Source organism: Pseudomonas sp. IT-93MI4, from assembly GCF_949767635.1.
GTDB classification, from domain to species: domain Bacteria; phylum Pseudomonadota; class Gammaproteobacteria; order Pseudomonadales; family Pseudomonadaceae; genus Aquipseudomonas; species Aquipseudomonas putida_A.
This window is the reverse complement of record NZ_CATKPP010000044.1, coordinates 205,772-220,579: the sequence shown is the minus strand read 5'-3', so window position 1 is coordinate 220,579 and position 14,808 is coordinate 205,772. Positions and strand designations below refer to the sequence as shown.

Annotated in this window: 15 protein-coding genes; 6 read left to right on the top strand and 9 right to left on the bottom strand. The window is 60.7% G+C overall.

The window, feature by feature from the left end; all coding sequences use genetic code 11:
- Positions 1-57: 57 nt before the first annotated feature.
- Complete coding sequence (locus tag ACM6I7_RS17860; protein WP_414888967.1) at positions 58-1,812, bottom strand: molecular chaperone; 1,755 nt, start codon at positions 1,810-1,812, stop codon at positions 58-60.
- Positions 1,813-2,033: 221 nt separating this feature from the next.
- Between ACM6I7_RS17860 and ACM6I7_RS17855 the strand changes: the two genes are divergently transcribed.
- The gene (locus ACM6I7_RS17855; protein ID WP_027611401.1) at positions 2,034-2,435 is read left to right on the top strand and encodes a hypothetical protein; all 402 of its coding nucleotides are present in this window, start codon (positions 2,034-2,036) and stop codon (positions 2,433-2,435) included.
- A gap of 60 nt (positions 2,436-2,495) precedes the next feature.
- Here the strand turns inward: ACM6I7_RS17855 and asd are convergent, their stop codons facing one another.
- The 3 genes from asd to ACM6I7_RS17840 are packed head-to-tail and all read right to left on the bottom strand — an operon-like array spanning position 2,496 to position 5,770.
- The gene (asd, locus tag ACM6I7_RS17850) at positions 2,496-3,356 is read right to left on the bottom strand and encodes an archaetidylserine decarboxylase (protein ID WP_414888966.1); all 861 of its coding nucleotides are present in this window, start codon (positions 3,354-3,356) and stop codon (positions 2,496-2,498) included.
- Positions 3,356-4,189 (bottom strand): thiosulfate sulfurtransferase, encoded by an 834-nt coding sequence (rhdA, locus tag ACM6I7_RS17845; protein WP_098966921.1) that lies wholly within the window; start codon positions 4,187-4,189, stop codon positions 3,356-3,358. Before rhdA ends, asd begins: the two co-directional genes overlap by 1 nt.
- Before the next feature lie 42 nt (positions 4,190-4,231).
- Positions 4,232-5,770 (bottom strand): HDOD domain-containing protein, encoded by a 1,539-nt coding sequence (locus tag ACM6I7_RS17840; RefSeq protein WP_414888965.1) that lies wholly within the window; start codon positions 5,768-5,770, stop codon positions 4,232-4,234.
- Between the two features lie 166 nt (positions 5,771-5,936).
- On the opposite strand from ACM6I7_RS17840, the gene motA reads away from it, so the two are divergent.
- Both motA and motB read left to right on the top strand, forming a co-directional pair.
- Positions 5,937-6,788 carry a flagellar motor stator protein MotA gene (gene motA / locus ACM6I7_RS17835; RefSeq protein ID WP_007952169.1) on the top strand — a complete coding sequence of 284 codons (852 nt, stop codon included), beginning with the start codon at positions 5,937-5,939 and terminating at the stop codon, positions 6,786-6,788.
- A 3-nt stretch (positions 6,789-6,791) separates the two neighbouring features.
- Positions 6,792-7,868: a flagellar motor protein MotB gene (gene motB / locus ACM6I7_RS17830; protein ID WP_134785299.1), complete on the top strand. Its 1,077-nt coding sequence runs from the start codon at positions 6,792-6,794 to the stop codon at positions 7,866-7,868.
- A 52-nt stretch (positions 7,869-7,920) separates the two neighbouring features.
- Here the strand turns inward: motB and ACM6I7_RS17825 are convergent, their stop codons facing one another.
- From ACM6I7_RS17825 to rsgA, 4 genes are all read right to left on the bottom strand, one after another.
- A complete protein-coding gene (locus ACM6I7_RS17825; protein WP_027611406.1) occupies positions 7,921-8,406 on the bottom strand; it encodes a toll/interleukin-1 receptor domain-containing protein in 486 nt (161 codons plus the stop codon).
- Entirely contained in the window at positions 8,406-9,365 is a 960-nt protein-coding gene (locus ACM6I7_RS17820; protein ID WP_135294832.1) for a caspase family protein, read from the bottom strand. The genes ACM6I7_RS17825 and ACM6I7_RS17820 overlap by 1 nt, the downstream gene beginning before the upstream one ends.
- Before the next feature lie 2 nt (positions 9,366-9,367).
- Positions 9,368-9,775, bottom strand: a complete 408-nt coding sequence (locus ACM6I7_RS17815; RefSeq protein ID WP_103368233.1) for a TIR domain-containing protein — start codon at positions 9,773-9,775, stop codon at positions 9,368-9,370.
- Between the two features lie 212 nt (positions 9,776-9,987).
- Positions 9,988-11,019 (bottom strand): small ribosomal subunit biogenesis GTPase RsgA, encoded by a 1,032-nt coding sequence (gene rsgA / locus ACM6I7_RS17810; protein ID WP_123585491.1) that lies wholly within the window; start codon positions 11,017-11,019, stop codon positions 9,988-9,990.
- Positions 11,020-11,126: 107 nt separating this feature from the next.
- Between rsgA and orn the strand changes: the two genes are divergently transcribed.
- The 3 genes from orn to ACM6I7_RS17795 all read left to right on the top strand — a co-directional run bounded on the left by orn (position 11,127) and on the right by ACM6I7_RS17795 (position 13,686).
- Positions 11,127-11,669, top strand: a complete 543-nt coding sequence (gene orn / locus ACM6I7_RS17805) for an oligoribonuclease (RefSeq protein WP_003221098.1) — start codon at positions 11,127-11,129, stop codon at positions 11,667-11,669.
- A 204-nt stretch (positions 11,670-11,873) separates the two neighbouring features.
- A complete protein-coding gene (locus ACM6I7_RS17800; RefSeq protein ID WP_003221099.1) occupies positions 11,874-12,485 on the top strand; it encodes a trimeric intracellular cation channel family protein in 612 nt (203 codons plus the stop codon).
- A 154-nt stretch (positions 12,486-12,639) separates the two neighbouring features.
- The gene (locus tag ACM6I7_RS17795; RefSeq protein WP_414888964.1) at positions 12,640-13,686 is read left to right on the top strand and encodes a Fic family protein; all 1,047 of its coding nucleotides are present in this window, start codon (positions 12,640-12,642) and stop codon (positions 13,684-13,686) included.
- A gap of 2 nt (positions 13,687-13,688) precedes the next feature.
- Here ACM6I7_RS17795 and queG read toward each other — a convergent pair whose 3' ends face one another.
- Entirely contained in the window at positions 13,689-14,759 is a 1,071-nt protein-coding gene (gene queG, locus ACM6I7_RS17790; RefSeq protein ID WP_097089863.1) for a tRNA epoxyqueuosine(34) reductase QueG, read from the bottom strand.
- Between the last annotated feature and the right edge of the window lie 49 nt (positions 14,760-14,808).

The following is a 14,808-nucleotide window of genomic DNA, read 5'->3' as shown; positions in this document are numbered from 1 at the left end:
CCAGTGTGGGAGCGAGCCTGCTCGCGAAGGTAGCGCCGCCGATCCATCGGCGGGTACTTAAAGCGATTTCCACAACGAATCGAAATCCTCCTCGCCCCCGCCATTCTGCGCGGCTTCCAGCGAGCGATAGGCAAACTGATTGAAACTGTGCGTACTCGCCACCCGTCGATCCAGCCCGGCGCGGTGTTCTTCGCCGTGGGTGTTGATCAGCACTTTATTGCCTTCCTGAAACGGCAGGCGCGGGGCGAGCAAGGTCGCGGGCAAGTCGATGGCGCTGATCTCCGGTAGCAGCAGACCGCGCAAATACTGACTGTGATCATCTCGCGAGCGCACCAGTTGCAAACCGCAAGGTTCGGCGTGTGGCGCGACCAGTTCTATGCCCATTTGCGGCCCGCTGCCGCGTACCTGACGAATCCAGCGCACCACCGCGATGCTCCAGCCCTGATTCGCACTGTCCTGAATCCCGAGCATTTCCCCGGCCTGCAATTCGGCGGGTACTTCACTCGGCCACGCCAGACAATAGCCGCCGGGACTGTGGTTGATCACCGGCAAGCTGTAGGTCGGATAGTGTGGAGGGCTGTCCGCGTTGCTCTCGTCTTCGCCCAGATGGTCGTACTGGATTTCTTCGTACGGCAGCAACTCTTCAGTCGCGCCCTGCGGTGCGGCGTCGAAGGCCTGGCTCCAGCTGTCCTTTTCGCCCTGGACCACGACGCGACTGAAATTGGCCGCGCGGGCACCGGGATGTTTGAGCAGTTCGCTGAAGCTGCGTTCGCCGCCCAGGTAAAAGTGCAGGGCGCTCATGCCGACGCACACGGTCAGGCTGCCTTGACCGGCGGTGCGCTGAAAACTGCGCTCGGCGGCCTGGCCCCAACTGGCGTGCAAATGTTGCAGGGTATCGAGGCTCAGTCCTGCCGGGACCGGTAGCGGTGTCGACGTCTCCTGCTGCAGTAAATGCGCTTCGATCATGTTCACCAGCGGTTGTGGATCGAAGCCCAGCAATGCGCCCTGTTGTTCTTTGCGAAACATGCTGCGGTAGCGCGGGCCGGCGTCCAGTTCAGCGCTGATGGCGAACAGTCCATCCTGCGGGCTGCCGGGATGCAGCTTGAGCAGGGCACTCCACGGCTCCAGCACTTCGGCCAGCCGGGCGATCTGGTTCTGCCGCAATTGATTGCAACGGGCGCTGCCCAGCAGCAGGGCGGCGATGTAGGTCTGTTCCAGGCTCAGTTCGCTGCTCAGGCTCGCCAGATCGTCATGCACCCGACGCTGTTGCAACTGCAAGGCGCAAGCGCAGCGATACAACTGATGCAGCTCGAACCACAGATGTTCCGGCGGCGGACTGTACAGCTGCGTCGCCCGCAGCAGTTGCCCCTTGAGCGCATGCGCGGCCCGTTGCAGGGCCTGACTGACCAGCGCCGCACGATCCTTGTGATACTTGGGGACAATGCGCAGAACGATCTGCTTGTAGCCGATAGCCAGATGACTTTGCAGCGCCTGACACAGGTTGCTGATCTTGCGCGAACGGTCATCGAGCATGATCGCCTGATGCAGGAAATGCCGCTCCAGATGCTGGCAGACGAAGTAAACCTCAGGGCGCAGCAGTTCGAGGAGTTGCAGGCGATTGTCACTGGGGGTGAGCAATTGGTTGAGTTCGCCCAGGCCTTGATACAACTGGCGGGCAGTTTCGCCGATGTTGGCCTTGGGCAGGCCGGCGATCCAGCGCTTGAGATCGCGCGGGGTGGCTTCGCAGAACGACAGGCGCGTTTGCGTCGGGATCGAGGCGCGCAGGGAGGGTTGGGGGCGTGACTCACTCATGCCGTGACTGGCTCCAGCGGCGAAATTGGCAACACCAAGAACTCTAGCAGCTGTGGTCTGTTTCGCCGGATGGTGTCAGGCTTTTTGACCGCTGGTCTACTGGCCGGATGCCATTCAACAAGCCCTACTAGTCTCTCAGACGTGCGATCGGAAACGCACGGTTGCACGGCCTGTCCGTCAACCTCGGGCAGGTCTCCCGAAACTTCAAGGAGATGAGGTTCATGTCTAAATATGCAGTGGCAAATCAATGGGGCGGCAGTTCGGCACCGTGGCATCCGGGTGGAACCTGGGTGCTGGGCGGGCGGGACAACCAGCAAGTCGTCGCCATCGAGATCAAGTCGGGCGATGGCGGCAAAAGCTTCACCGGCACCATGACTTACGCCGGCGAAGGCCCGATTGGCTTCAAGGCGCAGCGCACCGGTCAGAATCAATACAACGTCGAGAACCAGTGGGGTGGCAATGATGCCCCATGGCATCCGGGCGGCAAGTGGGTGATCGGTGGCCGGGACAATCAGAACGTTGTCGCGTTGAGCGTCACTTCCAGCGATGGAGGGAAAAACCTCAGTGGCACCAATACCTACGCCAACGAAGGGCCGATCGGCTTCCGTGGGCAGATAGAGTAACGGCGCTTCCCAGGTCGTGTCCGCCCCTTCACAGACATGTGAAAGGGCGGATCAGCCGGCTCAGGCCGTCGGCAGGGCCAGGGCCTGGCCCATTTGCACTGGCGAACCCGCCACCAGTTCTTCAGCCCATTTCACTTGATCCGGGCCAAACAGCACGATCGCCGTCGAACCCAGTTTGAAGCGCCCCAGTTCCACACCTTTTTCCAGATGAATCGGCGCACGGGCGGCTTCGTCGTAGCGGAAGGTTTTCAGTTCGCGCTTCGGTGGGGTGACCAGACCGGCCCACACGGTTTCGATCGAAGCGACGATCATCGCGCCGACCAGCACCACGGCCATCGGCCCGCGTTCGGTGTCGAAAATGCATGCTACACGCTCGTTGCGGGCGAACAGCTCCGGAACGTTTTCCGCAGTGGTCTGGTTGACCGAGAAGATCCGGCCCGGGATGTAGACCATCTCGCGCAGGGTGCCGGCCAGCGGCATGTGCACGCGGTGATAATCCTTCGGCGACAGGTAAATGGTGGCGAAGTCGCCGCCCATGAACGGCGCGGCATTCGCCGTGTCACCGCCCAGCAGTTCCAGCACGCTGAAGCTGTGGCCCTTGGCCTGGAACACCCGACCGTGTTCGATCGGGCCGAGCTGGCTGACCGCACCGTCGGCCGGGCTGAGGATCGCGCCCGGGGTCTGATCCAGTGGCCGCGCGCCGTCTTTCAGGGCTCGGGTGAAGAACGCGTTGAAGTGCTCATAGGCGGTCAGGTCTTCGACCAGCGCTTGCGACATGTCCACCTGATAACGCTTGGCGAACCACTGGGTGAAGGCATTCTTGAACCAGCGCACGCGGCACTCGGCGACGCAGCCGGCCAGGCGCGACAGCAGGTGATGAGGCAGCAGGTACTGGCTGAGGATAAACAGACGCTCTTTCATTAGTTGTCCTTAGAACCTTGAATCTCGACAGGCGTATCAGGGTGGTTGCCCCATTCGCCCCAGGAACCGGCGTAGCCCTTGACCCGCGGATAACCGAGGGACTTGGCCACCAGATAAGTGAAGCCCGACCGGTGATGGGTCTGGCAGTGGGTAATGATTTCTTTGTCCTTGGTGATCCCGAGGTCTTCGAGGATCTGCGGCATGTCCGTGCGAATCCGCAACTGACGCGCCTTGTCCATGCCGGCGGTCCACTCGAAGTTCACGGCGCCGGGGATGTGTCCACCCTTGGCGGCCAGCACTTTCTCACCGGAATATTCCAGCGGCCCGCGTGCGTCCCAGATCGCCAGATCGGCGGCGCCGAGACGGCTTTGCAGGTATTCGCGGGTTGCCGTCGGCTCGTCGTGCAGGGTCAGCGCCACCGGCCCACCCACAGCAGGCGGAACCTGGATCGACATCGGCATGCCGGCTTCCAGCCACGCCGGCAGACCGCCGTCGAGGTAGTGGTATTTGTCGTGACCGATCACGTCGAGCAGCCAGATGAAACGCCCGGCCCAGCCACCGCCCTCGTCGTCATAGACCACGTAGACCGCGTCTGGACGATGGCCCAACTCACCGAACAACGCCTCCAGATCGGCTTTGGCCGGCAGCAGCCCCGGCGCCGGCGGCTGGCCGAGCTGGGTGCGCTTGGGGTCGACAAAGCGTGCGCCGGGCAGATGGCCCTCGGTATAGCGGGCGGCACTGGTCAGGTCCACCAGAATCAGTTCGCTGGCATCCAGCCGAGGGAGCAGGTCGCTCGGTTCGATGACGAGCGGCAAGCCAGAGAAGTCAGACATGTGAGGTCTCCAGAGCACAAAGGGGGGGATTGTAGCGCAGCCTCATCGACCACGGCTGCTAAAGCTGTGCAGGGCCTTTTCGATGCACTGCGCGGTTTTGCCGAAAGCCCGCACGGTGATGTCGGCGAACGGCCCACCGCCCTGGTCGGCGACGACGATCATGATCACCCGGCCGTTATTGACCAGCGAGCGCAGGAACAGATGCTCGCCACGGAACAGCGCACGCAGGCCCGGCGGTAACAATGCGGAAAACTGTGCGTTGTTCTCGGGGGTGATCCGTACCTGTGCCTGCTGTGCGAGCAGGCGCTGCAAGACTTTGCTCTGACTGACGACAAAATTCAGCGCGGCGGCTTCCTTCGGCAAACCGAAGGTCTGGTTCACCCGCAGATTCGATTGCGTGCGGTCGGCCATCAGAATCATCACCCGGCGCATGCCGCTGGCGACCAGCGCATCACGGGCGGCGACGGTCAGGCTCATGGCATTGGTGAAGCGGCTCGGCTCGGCCAGCAGTTCGGCGCATTGCCGGCGCCATTGAGTCAGATCCTCGGCATTCGGCGCCGCCGCCGGCAGCATCCCGGCCGGCAAGCGATGGGTGCCCCATGGCCATAATAATGAAACGGCCGGGTGCCACAGATCGGGCATGGCATGCTGGCGCGCACTGTTGGCGGCTTGCTGGTGCAACTGCTGCTGCACTTCGTCCATCGAGATTTGCAGATAAAGGCTGGTCAGGTACTGCCAGCGCTCGCTGTGCGGACTGTCCCAGGCCTGTTGTGCCGACAGCGCCAGGCCGTTGGCCAGCAACACGGTGTTGGCCGGCTGGTTGAGCCAGCGGCGCAGGGTCGGATCGTCGTCGAGGCGATTCTGCTGGCGCAACGGATGTTCGCTATCGCGGGCGATGCGCAGAACTTTCACCAGTTCGCGCTGTTCGCTGAGCAGCAGTTTATAACCCTGCTGCACCCAGATCGGCAGGTGCCAGACTTGCACCAGCGCTTCGGCGATCTTCAGCAGGCGCACGCCAAACAGTTGCTTCTCGACCGTGCGCGCCGATTCGCCCTTGTGGATAACCCGCAGCTCCCACTCTTCGAGCAATTCGGGAAACGTCAGCGCCAGCGGCCATAACGGCGACAGAAACAACAGGCTGCCCCAGTGAATGTCCTGCCACAGGCGCGCCAGGCGACTGGCAAAAAAACCGTTGGCCTGTTGTGTCGCGTGCTGGCTGATCATCTGCAGTTGGCGCAAGGCCTTGGGGATCTGCATCTGCGGTTCGACGGGCAGACGTGCGAGCAATTCTTCGGTACGCGCCAGGCCCAGACGGTTGATCGCCACCTCGAGATTTTCCGCCGCAGCGGCCATGGTTCCGTGGGTGTGACGATTTGCCTCACGGATGATGCTCAAGGCCAGCGCCGGACTGTCCTGCATCAGGTCGGCGATATCGCGCAACGAGCTGCGGTTATCGCGGATCGCCCGGCAAACCTTGTCGTGCGCCTCTTGCGGCACGGGCAGGCGCACGCCATCGAGCAGTTTGACCCAGCCCTCGAGCGTGGTCGGTTTTGCGTGTGGGACGTTCGTTTCATTAGCCATGTCTGGACGAGATCTTCACTGACTGTAGACGCGCCCGGCATGGGCTAAATTGGCTTTTCGCCTGAACTGGCTATAGTCTGGCGCAGTTTTGCCGATAAGTAGAAGAAGAGATTTTTTAACTTCCGAATATGACCTTGAACCCGACTTAAATAAGTACTTTCTACCTATGGCTAAAATTATCGGCATCATCGTCGTATTCGCGAGCGTGCTCGGCGGATACGTGCTCTCCCACGGCAAAATTGCCGCCCTGATCCAGCCCTTCGAGGTGATGATCATCGGTGGTGCGGCCCTCGGTGCATTCCTCCAGGCCAACCCCGGTTACATGACGATGCACGTGCTCAAGAAATCCCTGAGCATGTTCAGTTCGCGCTTCAGCCACACGTTCTATCTGGAAGTGCTCGGCCTGATCTACGAGATCCTCAACAAGAGCCGCCGCGAAGGCATGATGGCCATCGAAGGCGACATCGAAGACGCTGCCGCGAGCCCGATCTTCGCCAAGTATCCGGCCGTGCTCAAAGACGAACGCATGACCGCGTTCATCTGCGATTACCTGCGCATCATGTCCTCCGGCAACATGGCTCCGCATGAGCTGGAAGGCCTGTTCGACATGGAACTCTACAGCCTCAAGGAAGATCTCGAGCACCCGTCCCATGCGGTGAACGGCATCGCCGACGCCATGCCTGGTTTCGGTATCGTTGCGGCGGTACTGGGTATCGTGGTGACCATGGCGTCCCTGGGTGAAGGCGATCAGAAATCCATCGGTCTGCACGTGGGTGCGGCACTGGTCGGTACCTTCTTCGGTATTCTCGCGGCCTACGGCTTCTTCGGGCCGTTGGCGCATTCCCTGGCGCACGATGCCAAGGAAGAACTGAACGTCTACGAAGCCATCAAGGCCTCGCTGGTAGCGTCGGCTTCCGGCATGCCGCCATCGCTGGCTGTGGAGTTCGGGCGCAAGGTTCTGTACCCGGCGCACCGTCCAAGCTTTGCCGAGCTGGAACAAGCCGTTCGCGGTCGCTAAGCCATGGAAAATAATCAGCCGATAATCATCAAGCGCGTCAAGCGCATAGCCGGTGGGCACCACGGCGGGGCGTGGAAAATCGCCTTCGCCGACTTCGCCACGGCGATGATGGCGTTCTTCCTGGTGTTGTGGCTGCTGTCCACCGCAACGCCTGAGCAAAAGATCGCCATCGCCGGTTACTTCAAGGACCCGGTCGGCTTCTCCGAAAGTGGCACGCCGTACATCATTGATCTGGGCGGCACGCCGACCCTGGCCCCAGAAAACACCCTCAACCCTGAGGTGAAGTCGCAGCCGCAACCGGACAAGGTCACGGTCGACACCGAACAGGTCGAAGGCATGGCCGAGCAGGTCGAGAAAGAGCGCCTGGAGCTGTTGCTGCAAGAACTGCAGAACAAGGTCGACGAGAACCCGCAGCTGCAGAAGTTCAAGGATCAGATCCTGTTCGAGATCACCCCGAACGGCTTGCGCATTCAGATCATGGACGCGGAAAACCGGCCGATGTTCGACTCGGGCTCGGCACGTCTGAAGCCGTACTTCGAAGACATCCTGCTGGCCATGGCCGACACCATCAAAGCGGTGCCGAACAAGATCAGCATCAGCGGCCACACCGACGCCAAGCCGTACACCGGCACCGGCGATTTCGGTAACTGGGAACTCTCGGCCAACCGTGCCAACGCCGCGCGGCGTGCGCTGGTGGCAGGCAGCTATCCGGATTCGCAGGTGGCGCGGGTCGTCGGTTACGCCTCGTCGGCGCTGTTCGACAAGGAAAACCCGTTCAACCCGGTCAACCGCCGCATCGACATTGTGGTCCTGACCAAAAAGGCCCAGGCGGCCATCGAAGGTTCGCAAGGTGCCGACGCGGCCAAGCCTGCCGCCGAAGGTCAGAACGGCGCCGCTCCGGCGACGCCGGTCGATCCGAACGCGCTGCCGGCGGATCAGCAACCTGTGCCGGCGCACGAGTTGCGCGAACGCTTGAACCTGTTCGACGACGCTGCACCAAAACCGGCAGTGCCGGGGACTGCGGCGCCAGCGCCAACAGCTCCGCCAGCCGCTGCACCGGCCCCTGCGCCGAAGCAGTGAGCGACAAAAAAGCCGACAGTGATGTCGGCTTTTTTGTGGCTGTCGATTGGCCTCAGAAACCGCGCCGAATCCGATTCTTCAGTTGTTCATGGAAAAGATCGGCGTTGCGCTTATAGGTGCCGCTGAAGGATTCGTTGCTCGAATCCAGCGTCATCGAGCGCTTGCTCGATACTTCTTCACGATAGGCATCGATGAAGAAATTCAGATCACTGGCCGTGCTCAGCTTCGGCCACTTGTCCAGATACTCCGGCAGCTTTGCCGGCCCGGTGCGGAACGAGCAGATCCGGCGGTTGCTGATCGTCGCTTCGCCGATTTCGAACGGCACCCACCACGACAGAGCGGTTTTCTCTGAAACCACCGCGAGCAGGTGTGTGCATTCGGTGATGTTGCGGGTGATCACGCCGGTGATGTCATCGGTGGTCTGCGATTCTGGGTCGAGCACGTCGAGGTAGGTTTTGATATTGGCCTGCATCAATTGCGCATTGATCGCCATGGCCTGCGGGCGATCCATGTGGCGGTAGCTGATGAATACGGGCATCAGAAGTGTCCTTTGAGGGCGAGTTCACGGTAATAGGCGCCGAGCGCCGTGAGGCGGCAGCCCGTGGAGTGGAGCGCGGCGTAGTACATGTGCTCGGCATCCACCGGTTCGATCAGGCTGTGGCGGTTGCACATTTGCAGTTGCTTGAAGATGTCGCCGTGTTCGGGGTCGAACAGTGCTTCGGTGGGCTCGTAGCTGGGATCAAGCCGGAAGACGAAACTTGGCTCGGGGAACCAGTCCTTGAGTTTGCGCAGGGTTTCCTCGGCAATCAGCGGCGCGACTTCGCGCAGCGGTACGAACTGCGAGACATTGGTCTTGAATACCGGACGCTGTTCCCAGGCGCCCAGCGCATTGTCGACAAACGAGTAAACGCTACCGGGGGTGACCTTGCCGAGTACGTTGGCAGCGCCACCGTGCAGCGCTTGCAGCAACAGATCCGTGAATACGCCATGACCGCGACTTTCCAGGGCGTACTGCTCTTTTTTGCAGGCCGTGAGAATGGTCACGCCTTCGCCGATCACACTGCTGCCGCCACGCAGATTGCGCATGGCGCCTGCTGCGCCGGCCTGGCAGCAATCGAGAATGATGATTTTGTTCTTGATGTGCGGGGCCTTGTCCGCCCACTCCAGAATGTCGCTGATGCGGATCCCGTCTCCGCCAGGCTGATAGTCCTGGGGAATCAGGAGTCCTTCGTCGATGCTGGTGTCAAACTGACCATGGCCGGCGAAGTACAGCAGTGCCACGTCACAATCGCCTGAGAACAGGCTCTGGATCTGCTGTTTCATGTGGCTGAGCGTGAGTTTTTCTTCGGCTGAAGTCAGCACTTTGCTGCTGAAGTTCGGTCGCCCGTTGGCATGACGCTCCAGCACCGACGCCATGGCCATGGCGTCGTTGTTACAGCCGCTCAAGGGCGAGACGTGGTCGTAGTGGTTGATGCCGATAAACAGTCCCTTGCGCATGGTTACACCGCCGTGTGCTGACGGATCGCACCGATGATGCTGTTGGTGTTCCACGCGCACTCGGCGTGCGCCGCGTCACGCACGACGCTGGAAATACGCTCGGCGCCGAACGGCTTGATCGCGATGATCACTTTGCCCATGCGCTTGGCGATCTCGATTTCCTTGTTGATCCACTTGCTGTAAGTCGAATACATCCCGGCCATGATCAGCACCGCCGAGCACGGGCGAATCTTGTTCTCGATGGCTTCTTCGAGCTGCTTGTCGGTCTGTGCGCCCATGATCGGGTTGTGCGGCGGCACGGAAAAATTCTTGAAACTGAAATCCGGTCTGGCGCCGAGCAGGCGTACCAGATTGTCGTGAGCGTGGGCGTAGTTCCACGAATGGCTGATGAACAAATGGTAGGTCTGCATGGGGTTCCTCGAAGGTCGCGAAGGTGCGAAGGAGGACCCCAATCTAGGCATCTGACGCGAGCCTACAAGGGCTGGGCGGTGAAAGAGAAATGTCCTGCAAACAGGTGCGAACGAGTCTGTCAGAAGAGTCTGACGTTTAACGGAATCGAGGATTTGTCAGGCGCGGTCCGACATCCGGCAGCCCTCGGGCGAGAGGCTGCCGGTGCAGATGTTTAGTAACCGTTTTCCGGCAGGCTGGCGATGATCGAGCGGTAGCTGTTCATCCGCTGCTGCTGCACGCGGCCGTCTTCCAGGGCCTTGAGCAGTGCGCAACCGGGTTCGCGATCGTGCTTGCAGTCGCGGAAGCGGCAGGTGCCGAGCAGGTCGTTGAACTCGATGAAACCGGCTTCGACGTCGGCGCGGCTGACGTGGCCCAGACCGAACTCACGGATACCCGGGGAGTCGATCAACTCGCCGCCGCCCGGGAAGTGGAACAGGCGTGCGGTGGTCGTGGTGTGCGTGCCCTGACCGGACAGCTCCGACAACGGGCCGACGCGGGTCTCGACTTCCGGCAGCAGGCTGTTGACCAGCGACGACTTGCCGACGCCGGACTGGCCGACGAACACGCTGATGCGCCCGTCGAGCTGCTTCTGCAACTGTTCCATGCCATTGCCGTGATGCGCCGAGACTTCCAGCACCGGATAACCCAGCGTGCGGTACACCGCCAGCAGGGCATTGAGCGCCGGGGCGTTCTGCTCGTCGATCAGGTCGAACTTGTTCAGCAACAGCAACGGGCGGATGCCGGCGTGTTCGGCAGCGACCAGGTAGCGGTCGATCAGGTTGGCATGCGGCTCGGGCAGCGGTGCGAAGACGATGACGATCATGTCGACGTTGGCGGCCACTGGCTTGAGCTGGCCTCGGCTGTCGGGGCGGCAGAGTTCGGTGGTGCGCGGCAGTTGCGCGACGATCACCCCGATGCCCTGGTTGCCGGCGCGCCAGACCACCCGATCACCAGTCACCAGCGCCGGCAGGTTGGCGCGCAAGTGGCAACGGAAAACCTGGCCGGCCTGTTCGCCGTCCACAGCCTCGACTTCGACCTGCACACCGAAGTGGGCGATCACCAGGCCGTGTTGCTCGGGGCCGAGGTCGCCGCCCTCGAGGGCTTCGACCGCCGAGGACTCGCGTTTGGCGGCGCGGGCGGCGCGCTCGCCCTGAATCTTTTCGATGCGCCAGTTTTGACGACGATTGAGTTGGCGTTTGGCCATGGGTGTTCCGTCTGAAGAATGCAGCGATTAGGTAAAACGGCCGCGAGTTTAGCACGCCCGGGCACCGGCCTAGGCTAAACTGCGCAGCATTGCCTAGGAGCCCGAATATGCAAAACCCGCAGAACCTGATCTGGATCGACCTGGAAATGACCGGTCTGGATCCGGAAAACGACGTCATCATCGAAATGGCGACCATCGTCACCGACAGTGACCTGAACACCCTGGCCGAAGGCCCGGTGATCGCCATTCACCACAGTGACGAAGTGCTCGCCCGCATGGACGAGTGGAACACCCGCACCCACGGCAACTCGGGCCTGACCCAGCGCGTGCGTGACAGCCGTATCAGCATGGCCGAGGCCGAGGCCGAAACCATCGCTTTCCTCGAGAAATGGGTACCGAAGGGCAAGTCGCCGATCTGCGGCAACAGCATCTGCCAGGATCGTCGCTTCCTTTATACCCACATGAAGGCACTGGAAAGCTACTTTCACTACCGCAACCTCGACGTGTCGACACTCAAAGAGCTGGCCGCACGCTGGGCACCGGACGTGCGCGACAGCTTCAAGAAGGGCAGCACCCACCTGGCGCTGGACGACATCCGCGAGTCGATCGCCGAGCTGCAGCACTACCGCAAGCATTTCATCAAGTTCTGATTGAGGGGTGTCTGCCCTGACGTCTTCGCGAGCAAGCCCGCTCCCACCATTTGGAATGCGTTCCCCCTGTGGGAGCGGGCTTGCTCGCGAAGAGGGCGTCAGAGTCCCGTAAGATTCAAGTCAGAAATGCATCCCGGAGCGCGCCCCCTTCTGGTGCGGCGCTGAAATGGCTAGACTGCGCGCCTTCCTGCCAGGACCGCCGCCATGTTGCTGATGCTCTATCTGATCGCCATTACCGCTGAAGCCATGACCGGCGCGCTGTCTGCCGGGCGGCGCGGCATGGACTGGTTCGGGGTGGTGTTGATCGCCTGCGTCACGGCATTGGGCGGCGGTTCGGTGCGCGATGTGTTACTCGGGCATTATCCGCTGACGTGGGTCAAGCACCCGGAATACCTGGTGCTGACCTCGGCCGCCGCGATGCTCACTGTATTCACCGCACGCTGGATGCGTCACCTGCGCTCATTGTTTCTGGTGCTCGATGCGGTCGGTCTGGTGGCGTTTACCCTGATCGGCTGCATGACCGCGCTGGAAATGGGCCACGGCATGCTGGTGGCTTCGGTCAGCGGTGTGATCACCGGCGTCTTCGGCGGCATCCTGCGCGACATCTTCTGCAACGACATCCCGCTGATCTTCCGCCGCGAACTGTACGCCAGCGTCTCGTTCGCCGCCGCGTGGTGCTACATGCTCTGCCTGTACCTGAATGTGCCGAGCGAACAGGCGATTCTGATTACCTTGTTCGGCGGTTTTCTGTTGCGGTTGCTGGCCATTCGTTTCCACTGGGAAATGCCCAAGTTCGTTTATAACGACGCACCTTGACGTCACGCTGGCGGGCGCGTGGAAATATTCTGTCGGGAATGTTGAATAGATGCTGCGCCTTTAAAAAGGGTAAAAAATAAAGCCTAAAAGGGGTATTTTGTCATGAAATACCCTATTTAAGTCTTTTTACCTCATTTAGACGGCTGCCTGAATCATGCACTCACTCACCCCGGAATTTCTTGACGCCTTGCGCTTCGACGGTCTTCAGATTGCGACGCTTCGTGCATTGGGAGAGTTTCGGGGTAAGCAACAACTGTTCGTTGCTCAATCGCCGCAGGTCCTCCAAGGGCTTACGCAGATAGCCGTAATCGAATCCACGGAGTCATCTAACCGACTGGAGGGTGTAACTGTCGCGCCAGCGCGGCTGAAGTCACTGATGAGCAAAAACACTGATCCCAAGAGCCGATCCGAACAGGAAATTGCTGGCTATCGGGACGCACTGTCACTCATCCATGAATCTGCCGATGGGATGCCATTTTCCGAAGGTGTACTTAGACAATTACACAGTCTTCTTTACCGCTATCTACCTCAGGATGGTGGTGAATGGAAGGCGATGAACAACGACATCATCGAGCGTCATGCCGATGGTTCATCGCGGATTCGCTTCCAACCTGTTCCTGCTCATATGACCCCTATTGCGGTGACTGAAACCCTGGGGCATTACCACCGGGCGCTGGCATTGAATCTGGCTGACCCTTTGGTTTTAGTGCCGCTTACGGTCCTCGACTTCCTTTGCATACACCCCTTCTCTGACGGAAATGGTCGCGTCGCTCGTCTGCTGCCATTGCTGCTGCTCTATCAATTTGATTACCGAGTCGGGCGATTTATCAGTCTTGAACGGATATTCGAGGAGTCAAAGGAGGGCTATTACGCAACACTCGAACTGAGTTCTCAGGGATGGCACGAGGGCACGCATGATGTTCGGCCATGGATGGATTATTTTTGGGGGGCATTGCTTAGAGCGTACAAAGAGTTCGAAGAGCGAGTGGGTACGATTGAGAAGCGCCGAGGGGGTAAAAGCGACCGAATCAGAGACGAAGCCTTGAAGCGAGTCCTCCCTTTTTCCATCTCGGAAATTGAAGAGTCCTGTCCGGGAGTCAGTCGCGATACAGTGCGCCTGGTTTTACGATCACTGAAAGCAGAAGGGCTGATTGAGCCGACAGGTAAGGGGCGCACAGCCAAGTGGAGAAAGCCGGCATAGCCTCAATTACGGCGTTCAGCGTGCTGTTTCAGCGCCCACTCAACATGTTCACGCACCAGCTCTGATGGGTAGTCACGGCGCGCCTTCAAGGCTTCCAGCACCGGAATGCTCGATGGCGCGTTGCCCAGCCCGACCGCCAGATTGCGCAACCAGCGCTCGTAACCGGCACGGCGCAGCGGCGAACCCTCGGTGCTGCTGAGGAATTTGTCCTCGTCCCACATGAACAGCTCCGCCAGTTCGGCGTTGTCCAGGTTGTGCCGTGGCTTGAAATCGCTTTCCCCGGATGGCTTGGCGAAGCGGTTCCACGGGCAGACGATCTGGCAGTCGTCGCAGCCGAATACGCGGTTGCCGATCAGTGGGCGCAGGTCTTCGGGGATGGCGTTTTTCAGCTCGATGGTCAGGTACGAGATGCAGCGCCGGGCGTCCAGCACATAGGGGCCGACGAAGGCGTTGGTCGGGCAGATGTCCAGGCACGCCGTGCAGCGCCCGCAATGTTCGCTGCTGTGCGGTTCGTCCACCGGCAGCGGCAGATCGACAAACAGTTCGCTCAAGAAGAAATAGCTGCCGGCCTTGCGGTTCAGCACCAGGGTATTTTTGCCGATCCAGCCCAGCCCGGCCTGCTCGGCGATGGCTTTTTCCAGCACCGGGGCGCTGTCGACGAAGGCGCGAAAACCGAACGGGCCGATCTCGGATTGAATCCTGTCAGCCAATTGCTGCACACGTTTACGGATCAATTTGTGGTAATCGCGGCCCAAGGCATAACGCGAAACGTAGGCTTTCTCCGGTTGCGCGAGCATTTGCGCCATTTGCGTGTCGCCGGGCAGGTAGTCCATGCGCAGCGAAACCACGCGTAACGTACCCGGAACCAGTTGCTCCGGATGCGAGCGTTTACTGCCGTGGGCGCCCATGTAATCCATTTCGCCGTGGTAGCCGGCGGCGAGCCAGCGCTCCAGGTGCTGCTCATGCTCGGCCAGGTCCAGACCGCTGATGCCGACTTGCTGGAAGCCCAGCTCGCGGCCCCAATCCTTGATCGATTGGGCGAGGGCGGGCAGATCTGTGGTGATGGCGGACATGAGGCGAGAGAAACCGGAGCTGAGGTGCGTATAATTCTGCCAGACATCG